The 15,083-nt window shown below is 53.0% G+C and carries 14 protein-coding genes; 11 read left to right on the plus strand and 3 right to left on the minus strand.

Going from position 1 to position 15,083, the window contains the following annotated elements:
- Nucleotides 1–95: 95 nt before the first annotated feature.
- The gene (locus BQ7364_RS10325; RefSeq protein WP_072684652.1) at nucleotides 96–1,943 is read right to left on the minus strand and encodes an FAD-dependent oxidoreductase; all 1,848 of its coding nucleotides are present in this window, start codon (nucleotides 1,941–1,943) and stop codon (nucleotides 96–98) included.
- Between the two features lie 131 nt (nucleotides 1,944–2,074).
- Here BQ7364_RS10325 and BQ7364_RS10330 point away from each other — a divergent pair, with 131 nt between their 5' ends.
- The 5 genes from BQ7364_RS10330 to BQ7364_RS10350 all read left to right on the plus strand — a co-directional run bounded on the left by BQ7364_RS10330 (nucleotide 2,075) and on the right by BQ7364_RS10350 (nucleotide 7,703).
- A complete protein-coding gene (locus tag BQ7364_RS10330; RefSeq protein WP_072684653.1) occupies nucleotides 2,075–2,968 on the plus strand; it encodes a LysR family transcriptional regulator in 894 nt (297 codons plus the stop codon).
- Nucleotides 2,969–3,300: 332 nt separating this feature from the next.
- A complete protein-coding gene (locus BQ7364_RS10335; protein ID WP_139248615.1) occupies nucleotides 3,301–4,839 on the plus strand; it encodes a hypothetical protein in 1,539 nt (512 codons plus the stop codon).
- A gap of 13 nt (nucleotides 4,840–4,852) precedes the next feature.
- On the plus strand, nucleotides 4,853–5,722 hold the full coding sequence (locus BQ7364_RS10340; RefSeq protein WP_072684655.1) for a substrate-binding domain-containing protein: 870 nt from the start codon (nucleotides 4,853–4,855) through the stop codon (nucleotides 5,720–5,722).
- A gap of 219 nt (nucleotides 5,723–5,941) precedes the next feature.
- Nucleotides 5,942–6,157 carry a hypothetical protein gene (locus BQ7364_RS10345; protein ID WP_072684656.1) on the plus strand — a complete coding sequence of 72 codons (216 nt, stop codon included), beginning with the start codon at nucleotides 5,942–5,944 and terminating at the stop codon, nucleotides 6,155–6,157.
- A gap of 199 nt (nucleotides 6,158–6,356) precedes the next feature.
- A complete protein-coding gene (locus BQ7364_RS10350; protein WP_072684657.1) occupies nucleotides 6,357–7,703 on the plus strand; it encodes an MATE family efflux transporter in 1,347 nt (448 codons plus the stop codon).
- Between the two features lie 144 nt (nucleotides 7,704–7,847).
- On the opposite strand, the gene BQ7364_RS10355 is transcribed toward BQ7364_RS10350, so the two are convergent.
- The gene (locus tag BQ7364_RS10355) at nucleotides 7,848–8,939 is read right to left on the minus strand and encodes a YdcF family protein (RefSeq protein WP_072684658.1); all 1,092 of its coding nucleotides are present in this window, start codon (nucleotides 8,937–8,939) and stop codon (nucleotides 7,848–7,850) included.
- Between the two features lie 99 nt (nucleotides 8,940–9,038).
- Between BQ7364_RS10355 and iadA the strand changes: the two genes are divergently transcribed.
- The 6 genes from iadA (at nucleotide 9,039) to BQ7364_RS10385 (ending at nucleotide 14,690) form a co-directional block, all read left to right on the plus strand.
- Nucleotides 9,039–10,172, plus strand: coding sequence for a beta-aspartyl-peptidase (gene iadA, locus BQ7364_RS10360; RefSeq protein WP_072684659.1), 1,134 nt, complete (start codon nucleotides 9,039–9,041; stop codon nucleotides 10,170–10,172).
- Between the two features lie 133 nt (nucleotides 10,173–10,305).
- On the plus strand, nucleotides 10,306–11,508 hold the full coding sequence (locus BQ7364_RS10365) for a helix-turn-helix domain-containing protein (protein WP_072684660.1): 1,203 nt from the start codon (nucleotides 10,306–10,308) through the stop codon (nucleotides 11,506–11,508).
- A gap of 74 nt (nucleotides 11,509–11,582) precedes the next feature.
- Nucleotides 11,583–12,284 carry a DNA-3-methyladenine glycosylase family protein gene (locus tag BQ7364_RS10370; protein WP_072684661.1) on the plus strand — a complete coding sequence of 234 codons (702 nt, stop codon included), beginning with the start codon at nucleotides 11,583–11,585 and terminating at the stop codon, nucleotides 12,282–12,284.
- Between the two features lie 58 nt (nucleotides 12,285–12,342).
- Nucleotides 12,343–12,882: a methylated-DNA--[protein]-cysteine S-methyltransferase gene (locus tag BQ7364_RS10375; RefSeq protein ID WP_072684662.1), complete on the plus strand. Its 540-nt coding sequence runs from the start codon at nucleotides 12,343–12,345 to the stop codon at nucleotides 12,880–12,882.
- 363 nt (nucleotides 12,883–13,245) lie between these two features.
- Complete coding sequence (locus BQ7364_RS10380) at nucleotides 13,246–13,872, plus strand: flavin reductase (protein ID WP_072684663.1); 627 nt, start codon at nucleotides 13,246–13,248, stop codon at nucleotides 13,870–13,872.
- Nucleotides 13,873–13,931: 59 nt separating this feature from the next.
- Entirely contained in the window at nucleotides 13,932–14,690 is a 759-nt protein-coding gene (locus tag BQ7364_RS10385; RefSeq protein WP_072684664.1) for an SDR family NAD(P)-dependent oxidoreductase, read from the plus strand.
- Nucleotides 14,691–14,719: 29 nt separating this feature from the next.
- Here BQ7364_RS10385 and BQ7364_RS17790 read toward each other — a convergent pair whose 3' ends face one another.
- On the minus strand, nucleotides 14,720–15,061 hold the full coding sequence (locus BQ7364_RS17790) for a hypothetical protein (protein ID WP_139248616.1): 342 nt from the start codon (nucleotides 15,059–15,061) through the stop codon (nucleotides 14,720–14,722).
- Nucleotides 15,062–15,083: the final 22 nt, after the last annotated feature.

Below are 15,083 nucleotides of genomic sequence, written 5' to 3' on the forward strand. Positions count from 1 at the left end.
ACACGGGAAAAGTGCGGCTTGGGTTCGATTGCTTGTCAGGCTGAATATAAAAGAAAAGAGCGATCCGAACGGAGGCTCTTTTCGTTATTGATTGGTTATTTTAAGGCTGCGGCGATCGCTTCCGCGGCCAGTTTGCCGGAGGTCAGCGCCCAGCCGTTGTTGGCGCCGGATGGGGAATCGTCGCCCATGACGCCGCCGACGGTTTCACCCGCGGCGTACAGCCCTGGAATAACCGTGTCGGAAGTATTCTTTACTTCCAAATTTGTCGTCACAACCAGACCGCCCATGGTTGTCGCAAAGCGCGGTTTCTGTTCGACTAAATAATACGGGCCTTCACCGATCTCTTTTGTCAGATACTCGGCAGCGCGTCCGAATTCTTCATCCTTGCCGTTTTGCACAAAGGTGTTGTACGTCGTAACGGTATTTTCCAGCGCTTGGGCGTCCATGCCGACGATTCCGGCCAGTTCCGCCAAAGAATCCGCATGCGCGAAGACTGGCGTCGTCTTGCCGTTATTGTCCAGCCAGCCGTTGATATCGCCTTCGGAGATTCCGCCGGTAGCCAGCTTGCTTTTAAAGAGATCGAAGGTGGAGGCGTCCATCAACAGGTATAACATGCCGTCCGTCTGCTTCAATTCGGTTTCCAGAATCGTCCGGTTCGACGCTTTTTCATTGACGACGCGCTGACCTTCCTTGTTGATCAGAATTGCGCTTTCGCTGAAGGCCGCGATGTTGCCGGCGATCGTGGACTTCGCGATGCCTTCGGAGACTTCGATGCCGTTGGGATAACGTTTGCCGTATTCCATCAATCGGGTTGCCGCGTTAACGTTTTCCGCCGTGGCCATCACGATGCCGTCGCCCGTGGAGGACGCCGGTCCATAATACAGCGCGCTTTTCATCTCGTCATTTAACAGATCCTTGTTATTGCCATAACCGCCGGTCGCTAACAGCACGGCTTTGGCGTTGATCGTATACTCTGTTTTCTCATCCGCCGCTTTGACCCCGACAACTGCGCCGGTCTGGTCAATGATCAGCTCGCTGGCGCGTGTACTCAACAGAACTTCCGCGCCGCTGGCTTCGACGGCTTCCCGCAGCACTTTCGCGGCTCCCGCGCCGCCGCCTTCATACGCTAATTCGCGGTCGTGCGAATATTCCGCCAGCTTGTGCAGTCCGCCGTCCAGATCAAAGTTCAGCTTAACACTGTCATGCAGCCAGTCGGTCGTTGCGCCGACATTCTCTGCGTACAGCTGGATCAGTTCCCCAACGTTCAGGTTTGCGCCGTTGGCCATGAAATCCTCAACCATGCTTTCGACTGAATCGTCGCTCACGCCGGCCTGCTTCTGCAGGTCGCTGCCCATCACGACCTGATTGCCGCCGCTGATCGAAATCGCGCCGCCCATAAACGACATCTTTTCCACCAAGACGACGTTTAAGCCTGATTCTTCAGCCCGGATTGTCGCAGCCATGCCCGCTGCGCCGCCTCCGACAACGACCAGATCGGTATCCAAGGTTTTGGCTTCTTTTTCTGCCGCCGTTTTGTTTCCGGCCGTCTTCAAGGCTTCCACATCGCCTCCAGCCTGCGTGACGCAGTCTTCCACCGCGGCTAAAATCGCTTCGCTGGTATGCGTGGCGCCGGATACGACGTCGACCGCCAAGGTCTGTCCGTCAACGATCGCCTGCGGAATCGAGGTCAGCGGCGCGGATGCGATCGCTTCGGTTTCCTGCTGATTTTTGACGACGACGCTGCTGATCGCGTCGGCGGTGAAGGTGACTTCCAGTTCTACCGGGCCGTTATTGCCCTGGGCGGAAGCCGTGTAGGTTCCCGCTTTGTACTGCCCGGATGCCGGTTCTTCGTTCTTCGGCGTTCCGGAACACGCCGCTAACGAGAATGCAAGCAGACAGGCGGCCAGCGCTTTGCCGGTCTTGATTGTCCAATTCTTTTTCATTGCTTTTCTTTCCTCCTGAGTTGCCTTTTTATTGTAAGCATATCAATTTTGTGAATAAAGAAATAAAATAGAAAATATTCATAGCTGGAAGCTATAAATTTAAGTATAATAAAGAAAAAGAGGAATTCGTTATGAACCTGAATCAGCTGATTTATTTTGAAACGCTGGCTCAGCTTGAACATGTAAGCCGGGCCAGTGAAAAACTGAATATCGCTCAGCCCAGTCTGTCCAAAGCGATCGCCAATCTGGAACAGGAGTTAGGCGTCGATTTGTTTGAGAAACAAGGCCGCAACGTCGTGCTGACCCGGCAGGGGAAGCTTTATCTGGACTATGTTCAGAAAGCGCTCAAAAGTCTGGAGGAAGGGCGCTCTGCTTTACAGCGGATGCAGTCGGAGCTGAATCTGCGGATTGATATCGGGTTTGTGTCTTCTTTACAGGCGCGGATGATGCCGCAGCTGTTGGTAGACTATCGTCAGGCGACCGGTTCGCAGACGCGCTTTGCCTGTTATGAAGGAACGACGGTCACCTTGTTGGAACAGCTGGAGGAAGGAACATTGGATCTGGCTTTGGGCTCTGAGCCCCGGGATCCCGTACGGTTTGGATCGGATCCGGTGTTCCGTCAGGAGCTGGTCGTGCTGACGCCGAAAACAGCGCGCTGGCAGGGCGTTTCATCTTTATCGTTAGAGCAGGTTGCGGCGCAGCCGCTGATCCTGCATACCCGCAATACCGGGATGCGGAAGATTGTGCTCGATTTGTTTGAGGAAGCAGACTTAAAACCGGAGGTGGCTGAAGAAGCAACGGAAGAAAGCATGATCGCTTCACTGGTCGCGATGGATCTGGGAATCGCGATCGTGTCGCTGTCGCCCGCCGTGCAGCTGCCGACGGTGAATATCCTGCGGCTGGATCATCCGAAAAATTACCGGTATATCCATTTGATTTATTTGCGTCATCATTATTTAAGTCCGGCGGTCCGGCATTTTCAGAACTATGTCCTGAAGTGGGCGCAGACTCCTGCCGCTGCCTGAGACAGGCTGTTTTAAAATCGGTTCACGCGGCTGATTCTTTTGATCGGCCGTTTTTTTATGGATGACAGACCGGCGGTAGTCTTTGAAACCGGAAGATTCTGGATTGTACAGAAGTTGGATATTCCTGCTAAAATGACCGTAATAAAAGTGTAAGAGTCGGGTTGTTCGGATAATGGTAAAATAAAGGTGAAACCGGAAGACCGGTTTGGAATAAAACGTCGGCTTGCAAGCTGCGCAGCGAAGATGTGATATGTTCAGGAATTTATGACGATCAATCCGTTTTACGGAAAAGCCGCGGGGCAGATCGGAAAACGTTCAATTAGAAGGTAGGGATGGCTATGGCGCAACCTTGGAAACGACTGTACTGCTTTCTCATAACCGGACTTCTGCTTTTAGGCGGCTGCGCTCCGGCGATGAGGAAAGCGATGCAGAATGAGGAAAATAAACCGGGTGAGGAAGTTTTGAAGCGGCCGGAAGAAGAGAATTTAAGCTTAACGGAACAGGCGCGCGTGTATCCGATTGAACTGACGCCGGGGCGGATCTGGCTGGTGAACCGCGATGGCGAAACGGTCGGCGCGCAGTCCCAATCAGCATTGATTTACGATCAGCTGACACGCCAGCCGCAATACAAAGTAAAAACGAGGCGGTATCTGGACGGGGAAACGGACGAATATGGGCAGCCTGTTTATACCAACCAGTCGGCGTTGTTCTCGCTGGAGGATGAGTGTCTGGCTGATTGGGATGATGTGATTTACGAGGGCGGCGCCGGCCGTCTGGTCATTCGGCGCGACTACGCCGACGAATTTGATTCGATGATGGATCTTCCGGAAACCTACCGGACTGCGCTGGTGGACGGCGTGACGCAGACGGTGGTGCAGGAGGCGATCTTTCAGCTGAAAGCGATTGACGAGGAACATCTGATCGCGCTGGACAAAGACCGCCGGCTGTTGGGCGTCGTCGATCGTGAAGGCCGGGCGGTATCGGGATTTCCGGCCGCAGAAACGTATTATGATCCGGAAGCGGCGTTGGGACGGATTGTCGCCAGCTCGGTCAGCTTTCTGGACAATGAGGCGCGCCGGACCGATACGCTGCTGGACGTCAACCTGAATCCGCTGTTCAGCGCGCCGCGCATCAATATGGTTTATAAGGGGCTGCATGGTCCGTATTTTATTACCTATCAGAAAAACCGGACTGAAATCATCAGCGCGGATACGCTCAAACCGGTCTATGTCGTCGATCCGGAACAGGAGTTTACGTATTTTGACGGCGAAGTGCTGATCGTCTATGGTGAAAACGCGCAGACCGGCGAAGAAACCATGCGCCTGCTTGATGTGGATGGCAACGAACTGTTTTGCGCCGAAGATCTGATCAGCGCCCAGCCGCAGTCGTCGAAGGCCCGGGCCGAACAGTTTCTGGCGGTCGAAGCGGAAACCGCGATGGTGATCGACCGGAACGGGCAGGTCTTAAAGTCTCAGACGATTCCAGGATTGTCAGGATTGTATTGCGATCGGGAAGGTTTTTATTTCTACGAGGCTTATAATCCGGAAGGCAAGATCCGGACAGGGATGCTCGATGCAACTCTGCAGATCGTAATCCCGGCCGAAACTTATGAAACGCTGGCGATCGCAACGCTGCAGGACTATCTGATCGAACCGATGGATTATTTATTGGCATCGCGCAGCGTTAAGAACGCGGAGCTGACGGATATTCTGGATTTAAACGGAAATGTGATCTTTGCCGGGGCGAGTCGGATTTTCAGCCGTGGGCAGGATCGCTTCGCCGTCTTGCGGGGTGAGGAAGCCGGTCTGATCAACGGGCAGGGCGAGTGGCTTGTAAAGCGGTCGGTTTACAGTCTGGGTTGGGATGATTAAGGAGGAATGCGGGATGAAACGAATAGCGGGATTGTTGATCGCAGCCGGTCTGGTATTGAATGGCTGCGTGGCAAAGTCTGAACCCGAGCCGGCATATCAGGCCGAAAGTTTTCCGCTGGCGGCGGCTTCCTGGCCGCTGCAGTCCTTACTTCAGAATTTGCATCGGCAGCTGAGTCCGGATCCAGACTGGCTTCCGCCCGAGGCCAGCGGCAGTACGCAGGCGGCCTGGCGCAGCCTGATTCAGGTGGTCAATCCGCAGCCGCGGATGATTTTGGCCTATGAGCCTTCCGCCGCGATGCGTCGGGAATTACAGGATTATGATACGCTGTGGCAGGCGCAGACGATCGGCTATGACGCGCTGGTGTTGATCACCGGCAGCGAAAATCCCGTCGATTCGCTGAGTCTGGACCAGATCCGCGATATTTACGCGGGGAAGATTACCAACTGGAAGCAGGTCGGCGGACTGGACCAGCCGATCCGGATTTACGCACAGGATGAAAACAGCGGTCTGCAGACGGCGTTTGAACGTCAGGTCATGCAGGGCGTTTCGATTGTCAATCCAACGCTGGACTGGTTCTATGAGCGGGCCGGCGTCGTGCGTCAGGCGGTTGCGGCTTTCACTCCCACCTCAGACGCGCTGGGCTTTTCCAGCCGGCTTCTGGTCAGTCAGGTCAATCCGTCGCCCGATCTCAAGCTCCTTCGCGTCAACGGCGCATCGGCAAATGCGAAAACGTTGGAAAACGGGAAATATCCGCTGAAACTCCCCGTCTTGCTGGCAAGCAACACCGCCTCGGACGCAACGATTGCGGGAATTACCGACTGGCTGTTAAGTGTACCAGGGAAGCGGTGGTTAAGCGATCAGGGGCTGTTTCCCACTCAATAAAAGAAGATGAAAATCATGCTTGGTTTGAAGTCAGCGTCGGCTGTGCTGACGACCCGGCTGTTTTTGACAGCAGTCAGACGGCTTCCGCTCCCATTCGGGAAGAAACCGCAGCGCCTGCCGCGATTTCCGGCATAGAACCAGCCGCGGTGTCCATTTCATTTTTCAGGAAGAACTTCGTTCTCAAAGTCAATCCCACAGGTGTTCACTCTTTAAGAAAGGATGGATCATTCCGACGTCAAGCTGTTGGCTGCAGACGGCGTGAGACCGGATTCTGATTCTATCGCCAGGGATCAATATTCACTGATCCATGAATTTAACGCGGTGATCCGGGCGGACGAGGCGCTGGACTGTCCGGCGTGGATTTTGCCTGAATGGCTGAAAACGGACGACGCCCGCCAGCGGATCCGGGATGAAGGCGATGTCCTGGCGAATTAATGGAGTTTGTAAGCTGTCCCTTCCAGTTTTGATCACAGGTGTAAAAATCCGTTTCCGATGGCTTCCGGCGCGGATTTTTTTATCGTGAAATTTTTATTCATCTACCCTTTACAAATGCAGGAAATTCTTACCGGAAACGGGTGACTTTTTCAGACTGATATGCTACACTGAATTCTGTTTTCGGGATAAGGAGAAGGTTATGGAGAAAGAAGAAACTTTATTATCGGGGGATATTAAAAAGACGTATGTTTCCTATCTGATTCCGACGATCGTGGGGATGCTGACAAATTCGGTCTACTGCATCGTCGACGTCATGTTCGTCGGTTTGTGCATCGGCGCGCAGGGCTTGGCGGCATTTAACATCGCGATGCCGGTCTATACGATTTATTCTTCGTTAGGCTTAATGCTGGGGGTTGGCGGCGCGGTGACCATTTCCGTGCTGATCGGCAAGGGGCAAAAGGAACAGGTCGACAAGGTGTTTACGCTGACTGTTTTGTGCTGCATGCTGATCGGCATGGTGATGAGCGCCTACGGTTTGCTTTTTCCAGACGCCTTCGCGCGGATGCTCGGCGCCAGTCCGCAGCTGATGCAGGGAGTGAAAGATTATTTACAGCCCCTGCATTGTGTCGCGCTGATCTATATTCTCAACTGTACGATGCAGGTCATCATTCGCGCGGATTACAACCCGAAGCTGGTCATGTTAGCGGCGGTATGCGGCAACGCGACCAACATTATCTTTGACTGGCTGTTTGTTTCCGTCTTTCAATGGGGGCTGTTCGGCGCGGCGGCCGCGACGGCGCTGGGCCCCTGCGTCGCCATGAGTATCTGGATTTTCCATTACCTGTTAAAGAAAAATACATTTACGTTTACAAGGCGTTTCTGGGATTTCTCACTGCTGCAGCGGATCTTCAAAAACGGCGTCGGTACGTTTATTCTGGAATTGAGCCTGGGCTGCGTCGTGATTTTCTTCAACATCGTGCTGCTGGATGTCAGCGGTCAGGACGCCGTGGCGGTATTCGCGATCATCTCAAATATCGCGTATGTCGGAAAAGGCATTTTTAACGGAATTTCCCAAGCGGCCCAGCCGATGCTTTCCGTCAACTACGGCGCGCGGAAGATCAAGCGCGTGCAGGCCACGCTGAGAACGGCGTTAGTCTGCGCGTTAATTTTCTCCTTGGGCTGTTATCTGTTGATTCTGATTTTCCCGCAGCCGATCATCGGTTTCTTCATCAGTTCCTCCGATGCCGGCTTGATCGGCCACGGCGTCTGGGCGGCGCGGATTTACTTTATTTCGTTTGTATTTACGGCGGTGAATACAGTTCTGATGTATTACTTTCAATCGGTGGAAAGTATTAAGGTAACGACGATGATCGCGCTGATGCGGGGATTGATCTTCATCCTGCTCGGTCTGGCGGTGTTCCCAAAATTTTTAGGCGAGCTGGGCGTATGGCTGACGATCACCTTCGCGGAGGTGGCGACGTTATTGATCGCGCTGCCAATCAAGCGGAAGCTGGATCGGCTGTTGGCGGGCGAAGCGGTTGAATAGCGGCTGGCGGCGATGAGTGTGAAAAGATCGGATTTCCTGAAACGGAGCTCCGATCTTTATTTATATTCTTAATTTATACTCCGCAAAGACCGCTGCCCTCCTTCGACATTAGAGAAAAGCTTTGGAGCACGTTGAATAAAAGCGCTAAAGCAGCCGGAGGATCAGGGCTGCCAGAAGCACCAGCGCCGAACAGATCCAGGGCAGACATAGAATTCCGGCAGCGATCAGATGAAATTTTTTATGCATCATCATCGCCGCGACATACTCCCGGATAAACGCGTTATAGGAAAAATAAGCGACGGTGCGCGAGCCGATTCCGCTGCATCGGCGAATCCCGGCCTTGCGGGATAACAAACCCGCGCGGAAGACGTGATAATCGCTCGTGCAGAACAGACATTTATAACGCTTTTTCTGTTGATCCATGATTTTCTTGGAAAAGACCATGTTTTCGTACGTGTTGACCGACTGGTTTTCCACCATAATCCGCGTTTCCGGTACACCCTGTTCCAACAAATAGTCTTTCATCACTTCCGCTTCCGCCCGCGGCTCGTCCGGTCCCTGACCGCCGGAGGGGATCAGAATCAGTTCTTTTTTTCTTCCCGGGAAAAAGCGGTGCTTTCTGGCTTCCTGCCGCCAATAGAAGGCTAACGCCCGATCGCAGCGCTGCTTTAACAACGGCGTCAAACCCTGATCGGTCACCTTGCAGCCGAGGATGATCAGAAAATCCTGATTCAGCAGCGGCCGGTTGAGCTTGAACAGCCAGCTGGACACCAGATAACAGACAAAGGTGAAGATCAGATAGAAGTACAACACCGCGCCGGCTAAAAACGTCAGATTGAGAATCCAGGGCAGGGATTGGGAATGGGAGAGTCCTATCGGAATAATAAACCAGCCGAGCAGAAATGCCAGACCGAAGATCAGCGACAGGCTGTGCTGGACACTGACGCCCTCCTTTGCCCATAGCTGCGGCGAACGCATCAAAAGGACCGCCCCCAGAATCAGCGACAGGATCGGAAAGAGAAACAAGGCGAACAGAAACAGCCCGATCCCGGCTAACAGCCAGAATGAATTCTGGGCATTCAGTGCCAGCAGCGTCAGATCACCCAGAATCAGAAACAGTCCGAATGTCAGCAGCACCCCGTTAAAAATCCGCCGCTTATCGCTGAGATAAAAAATTAAAAATAATCCGAAATAAATGGCTGTCGCCAAAATGGCGAAATTCAGAAGTTCTCCCATTTGTTCGATTCCTCGCTTTATTCTGATTCCATTATACCCTTTCCGCTCTGTTCCGACACGTCTTGTCGTGATAAAATGAAAGAAAAACAGGAGGCATTTATGATTGTTTTACGACAGGCAGAGGTTTATGCCCCGCAGTTTGCGGGACGTCAGGATATTTTGATCGCCGGCGGCGAAATTGTGAAGATGGCAGAACATCTGGATTGCGGGCAGGTGCAGGAGATCGACGCGTCCGGGAAGATTGCGGTTCCCGGCTTGATCGACCAGCACATTCACATCACCGGCGGAGGCGGCGAAGGCAGCTTTCATACGAAAACGCCGGAAGTTCAGCTTTCTTCTCTGATTGAAGGCGGCATCACAACCCTGGTCGGCTTGTTGGGCACCGATGGTTTTTCACGATCCGTGGAAAATCTGGTTTCCAAAGCCAAGGCGCTGAAAGAGGAAGGACTGAGCGTCTATTGCCTGACTGGTTCGTACAGTTATCCCAGCGTAACGCTGACGGGCGATGTGAAAAAAGACATTCTGTTTATCGACGAGGTGATTGGCGTGAAGCTGGCGCTGGCCGATCACCGCAGCTCCAATGTGACGCTGGATGAGCTGATCCGGCTGGCTTCCGACGCTCGTGTCGCGGGCATGCTTTCCGGCAAGGCGGGAATTGTGACGCTGCACATGGGCGATGATCCGCAGGGGTTGAACAAGGTGTTCGACGCGATAAAGCAGACGGCGATCCCGGCGAAGGTTTTCCATCCGACGCATGTGACGCGCAACCCGATGCTGTTTGAACAGGCGCTGGATTTTCTGGAGCTGGGCGGCTGGATCGATCTGACCGCCGGCTCGCGCAAAGAAAAGAGCTGCGGGGATTATATTGAGGCTGCCAAACAACGGGGACTGGATACATGCCGGATCACGGTGAGCTCGGATGGTCAAGGCAGCTGGTCTACTTATGACGCGCGCGGCAATTTGACTCAGATCGGGGTGTCCAGCGTCAAAGCGCTGCACGAACAGCTTGTACGGATGGTCAAGGAGAACGAGTTTGATTTAGCCGAGGCGCTGAGCTATGTCACAAGCAATCCGGCTGACGCGCTGCAGTTAAGCCGCAAGGGCCGGCTTCAGGAAGGGATGGACGCGGATATCGTGCTGCTGGACAAGGATCTGGCGATCGACACCGTGATCGCCCGCGGTCAGCTGATGATGAAGGACAAGCAGCTGCGGGTGCGGGGAACCTACGAATAAAGATTCAAACCCTGAAGTTCACGGTGGAATCGACCGGAAATCCATGATTCGTGGACAAAGTCAAGCAGGCATGGATTGCGCTCATCCCCCGGGTTAATCGTACAATGAAGGCGAGGAAAAGGAGGGATTGAGAATGGATGCGGAAACCATGGGAAAACGCATCGCACAGCTGCGCAAAGCGCGGAATCTGACACAGCAGCAGCTGGCCGATCAGCTCAACGTCACCAACCGCGCCATTTCCCGATGGGAACGGGGCGAGGGTTATCCGGAAATTACGCTGCTGCCCAAGCTGGCGGACAGTCTGGGCGTCACGACGGATGAAATTTTAGGTCATAGAACAAGGAAACAGCCGGGGATGCGGTTTGCTCAGCAGCCGCAGGTCATCATCGGAATCGGTCTGGTGCTGATTTTCGCTGCGGAAATCGGACGCCGGCTGCAGCCTCAGCAGAGCAATCTTCTGGCTTTGGCGGGGCTGACGGTGTTTTTGATTCTGGGGATGATCGTTGTGATGCTGCGGCTGCCGATGAACAGACTCAGCGGTATGATTTACAGCGGCTCCGGATTCTTTTTCGTGACGCAGCTTGCGGCCCAGTGGATTTATCTGTCACTGCTGCGGTATGTAGGACCAGTGCCGTTTACTGGAGCAGTGAACCCCTATTATTTTGCTTTGCAGGAGAAGATGCAGTATCCGGTTGCTTTACAAGTTCAATCGCTGCTGACGCAGGCGATGTGGCTGCCGGGGATGCTGGTGTCGCTGACGGTGTTTCTGCTTCTGAATTGGAAAGTGAACTGGTACGCGAGCACTTCCGGTTGGATCAAACTGATCAAGTCGATGATCTGGCTGGGACTGAGCATTCTGATTCTATCCGTGATTGTATTCAGACAATCGTTGCAATGGGATTGGACGGAACTGCCGCCGCAAAGCTACGCGCGTCTGTCGCAGCTCTATCCGGCCGTGATTTCAGTCTTGATCGTGACGGCGCTGGCAGGTCTGTTGTTTATCTGGCGGTGGCGCCGGCAGGATCGTACCGCCGGAGTCTTGATCCTTTTATTACTGGGCTTTTACGGCAGCGTGCTTCCTGTGCAGAAATTGGATTATTATTTCTTTAAGGCGGAAAAGTTGATTCCGGATATTGCCAAAATTACTGAGGGATGGGACCGGATTCATCTGGTGGTGCAGTGGGACCGTCCGTTCTGGTTTGCGGGCATCGTCTGTCTGGGGATGAGTTTATTTTTGATTTATCGTCAGGAGAACACGGGTTCCGGGAAACTTTCCGTTAAAAACCTTGCGTCGCTGCGGCTGAGGCCGGAAATCTGGAAACGGAAGGCCGATTGATCGGACAGCCATTTGATATGAATTCCAGAATGAACTTCAAAGTTCAATGCAAAGAAAAGGACAGGAATCGCAGGATGAGTGAAACCAAAGAACCGATTTTCCGTTATGGGAAAACGGAAATTGAATATTTAAAGCAGCGGGATCCGAAGCTGGGCGCGCTGATCGATCAGATCGGTCCGATTGAACGGGCTGTCGATACCGATCTGTTTTCGGCAATCGTGCATCATATCGTCGGGCAGCAGATTTCTACGAAGGCTCAGCAGACAATCTGGCAGCGGATGCGGGACGGCTTGGGCGAAATCAGAGCGGAAACGATATTGGCGGCCGGGATTGAGCGACTGCAGGCGTTTGGCATGACGTATAAAAAAGCGGCGTATATCGAGGATTGCGCGCGGAAAGTAACCACCGGCGAGCTGGATCTGGACCAGCTGCCGCGGCTGCCTGATGCGGAAGTGATCCGGCAGCTTGTTTCGCTGAACGGGATCGGCGTGTGGACTGCAGAAATGATTCTTCTGTTCTGTCTGCAGCGGCCGGACGTATTCAGCTATGGCGATCTGGCGATCCTGCGCGGATTGCGGATGGTGTATCATCATCGGAAAATCGACCGCAAGTTGTTTGCGAAATACCGCCGCCGGTTCAGTCCGTACGGCAGCGTAGCCAGTCTGTATTTGTGGGTGATTGCGGGCGGAGCGGTGGAAGGCATGAAGGATTACGCGCCGAAACCGGTTCAGTCCAAACCCGTAAAACGCAAATCGCTGGTGCGGGTGCAGGAATGAACGACGTTCATTCTGTCATTGGCTAGGATAAGAAAGAGGTTTGAAAAGGAGGCTCACGATGATTTATACGACGCATTACGCTTCCCCGCTCGGCGATCTGCTTCTGGCAGAGAATGAGAATCAGCTGATCGGGTTGTGGCTGGAAGGCCAGAAATATTATCGCAGTACGCTGCGGGAAGCGGCGCAGGAACAAGCTGACCGTGCCGTCTTCATTCAGACGTCAGCCTGGCTCGACCGTTATTTTGCGGGGGAACAACCCGCGATCAGCGAATTAAGACTGGCGCCCCGGGGAAGTAAATTCCGGCAGGCGGTGTGGAAAAGCTTGTGTGAAATTCCCTATGGTCAGGTCACGACGTATGGGAAAATCGCCGGGAAGCTGGCCCGGCAGTTCGGCTTGGCGTCGATGTCGGCTCAGGCGGTCGGGGGCGCGGTCGGGCACAATCCGATTTCGATCATCATCCCTTGTCATCGGGTTGTCGGCACTCACGGAAGTCTGACGGGATATGCCGGCGGGCTGGATAAAAAAATTTTCCTGTTGCAGCGGGAAGGCGTCGACGTCAGCCGTTTCTCAATCCCTGAAAAGGGTACCGCACTGTAAACCGTTGACGAGGGAGCGGACGTGATCTATTCGGGAGAAATTGTTCAAGTCAGTCAGGGAGGAGCCGCAGTCAATCCGGCCTCAATGTGGAATCATAGATTAAGGAAGCAGAAGCAGAATGACAGAGAAGCGTTCTGCTTTTCTTGTGGCCCTCCGACTCCGGGAGAATTTGTTTTCCAGCCGGATTGGGTTTAAAACCGGAATCATCGGCGATAACAAAAGCGAAGACATCCAGATTCTGTTTGGATAATCGAACATCGGAATTCCATGACGAAATTGAATTTAAAGTAGTTGACAAACAGAACTTATTGGAAGATAATACTAATAGAAAGTGATAATCATTATCAATTAAGGAGGAGAACAATGGATCCGAAAGCATTTTTCAAGCTCAGCTATGGTTTATATATCATCAGCACTGAAAGCGAAGGCAAACAGGCTGGCTGTATCGCAAATACATTCAATCAGGTGACCAGTTCGCCGGCGCAGGTCAGCGTAACTTTGAATAAAAACAACGCGACGGAACAAATGATCGAAAAGAGCGGAAAGTTTGCGGTTTCCGTTCTGGAACAGAGCGCCGGGATGGAATTGATCGGCCGGTTCGGTTTTCACTGCAGCCGCGATACCGATAAGTTCGCCGGGCTGGATTGCGGTATCGACGAACAGGGCCTGCCATTTGTGAAAGAAAACGCCGCTTCCCGCTTTTCCTGCAAAGTTGTAAAAACGGTGGATCTGGGAACGCACGTCATGTTTATTGCCGAAGTGATCGGCTGTGAAGTCCTGGATAACCAACCGGTTATGACTTACGAATATTATCATCAGGTCAAAAACGGCAAGACGCCGAAGAATGCGCCGAGCTATCAGGAAGAACCAAAGAAAACCGGAGGATGGCGCTGCTTGTTGTGCGGCTATGTCTATGAAGGCGAAATTCTGCCGCCGGATTTTATCTGCCCGATTTGCAGTGCTCCGGCTTCCGCGTTTGAAAAAATCTGACGCGCTTGGAAAACGAGTTATTTAAAACAGAATAGAAAAACAACAGAAGGAGAATTTCGATGAGAATGAAATCTAAAACCGTCATCATCACCGGCGGAGGAAAAGGCATCGGCTTCGGCGTTGCAACAGCTTTTGCGAAGGAGGGAGCCGATATTGTCATTACCGGCCGTCAGGAATCCGCGCTGCTCAGCGCCAGGGAAAAGCTGGAATCGGCTTATGGTATCCGCGTCGGTTATGTTGCGGGCGATCTGGGGCAGGAGGAAACAGCGGCGAAGGTTGTCGCCAAAGCGATCGAAATGACAGGCCGGCTGGATGTGCTGATCAACAATGCTCAGGCTTCCAAATCCGGCGTCATGCTTGCGGATCATACCCGGGAGGATTTCGATTTGGCGATTAATTCGGGTTTGTACGCGACTTTCTTCATGATGCGTGCGGCATTCCCTTATTTGAAGGAAACGCGAGGCAGTGTGATTAATTTTGCTTCCGGCGCAGGTCTGGCCGGCCGTTTGGGGCAAGCTTCCTATGCCGCGGCAAAAGAAGGCATCCGCGGTTTATCGCGGGTAGCGGCGACTGAATGGGGCGAATTCGGCATCAGTGTCAATGTCGTTTGTCCGCTGGTGGAAACGGAACAGCTGCGGAAATGGAAAGAAGAATATCCGGATGTCTATGCCAAAACGATCAAGGGAGTTCCGTTAGGCCGGTTCGGCGATGCGGAGAAAGATATCGGCAGGACATGCGTCTTTCTGGCAAGCGAGGATGCTTCCTATATCAGCGGCGAAACGATCACGCTGCAGGGCGGCTCCGGCCTGCGGCCCTGAAACAGGCGCCTTACGCTGCGTAAGAATTCTTATTCTAATTTGGGCAAAGAGAAAAAAGACAGGCTGGACAAAGCATGATAACAACGCTTTGTCTCAGCCTGTTTCTTTGCAGGAGAAATTCTGCCTTGCCGCAAGTAAGAAGCTGCGGAATTCCGCAGCATTTTTTTTCCTGCGCCATTCTTTTTTTCGCAAGGAAGCAGGCTGTTCGGATTTGAAATTGATAAAGCGCTGATGCAAAAGCTGAAAAAACAAACAAATTCAAACCGCAGGCAAGGACTTTCAGAGAAATTCACGCTTCGCGAAACGAACAGGACGGAACCATGACGCCTGAATGAAGCAGTGATCAGGAAAGTCTGAACTTTGCGGAACACAAAGCGGGAAAACGGGCAGAAT

The sequence above is a fragment of the Holdemania sp. Marseille-P2844 genome, from assembly GCF_900120005.1.
Lineage (GTDB): Bacteria > Bacillota_I > Bacilli_A > Erysipelotrichales > Erysipelotrichaceae > Holdemania.

What these genes read in the sequence shown, in the direction of transcription:
- BQ7364_RS10340 (WP_072684655.1), top strand. Translation starts at nt 4,853, where the DNA reads ATGAAACGAATAGCGGGATTGTTGATCGCAGCCGGTCTGGTATTGAAT.
- BQ7364_RS10355 (WP_072684658.1), bottom strand. Translation starts at nt 8,939, where the DNA reads ATGGGAGAACTTCTGAATTTCGCCATTTTGGCGACAGCCATTTATTTC.
- BQ7364_RS10330 (WP_072684653.1), top strand. Translation starts at nt 2,075, where the DNA reads ATGAACCTGAATCAGCTGATTTATTTTGAAACGCTGGCTCAGCTTGAA.
- BQ7364_RS10365 (WP_072684660.1), top strand. Translation starts at nt 10,306, where the DNA reads ATGGATGCGGAAACCATGGGAAAACGCATCGCACAGCTGCGCAAAGCG.
- BQ7364_RS10335 (WP_139248615.1), top strand. Translation starts at nt 3,301, where the DNA reads ATGGCTATGGCGCAACCTTGGAAACGACTGTACTGCTTTCTCATAACC.
- BQ7364_RS10375 (WP_072684662.1), top strand. Translation starts at nt 12,343, where the DNA reads ATGATTTATACGACGCATTACGCTTCCCCGCTCGGCGATCTGCTTCTG.
- BQ7364_RS10325 (WP_072684652.1), bottom strand. Translation starts at nt 1,943, where the DNA reads ATGAAAAAGAATTGGACAATCAAGACCGGCAAAGCGCTGGCCGCCTGT.
- BQ7364_RS10350 (WP_072684657.1), top strand. Translation starts at nt 6,357, where the DNA reads ATGGAGAAAGAAGAAACTTTATTATCGGGGGATATTAAAAAGACGTAT.
- iadA (WP_072684659.1), top strand. Translation starts at nt 9,039, where the DNA reads ATGATTGTTTTACGACAGGCAGAGGTTTATGCCCCGCAGTTTGCGGGA.
- BQ7364_RS10380 (WP_072684663.1), top strand. Translation starts at nt 13,246, where the DNA reads ATGGATCCGAAAGCATTTTTCAAGCTCAGCTATGGTTTATATATCATC.
- BQ7364_RS10345 (WP_072684656.1), top strand. Translation starts at nt 5,942, where the DNA reads ATGGATCATTCCGACGTCAAGCTGTTGGCTGCAGACGGCGTGAGACCG.
- BQ7364_RS10385 (WP_072684664.1), top strand. Translation starts at nt 13,932, where the DNA reads ATGAGAATGAAATCTAAAACCGTCATCATCACCGGCGGAGGAAAAGGC.
- BQ7364_RS10370 (WP_072684661.1), top strand. Translation starts at nt 11,583, where the DNA reads ATGAGTGAAACCAAAGAACCGATTTTCCGTTATGGGAAAACGGAAATT.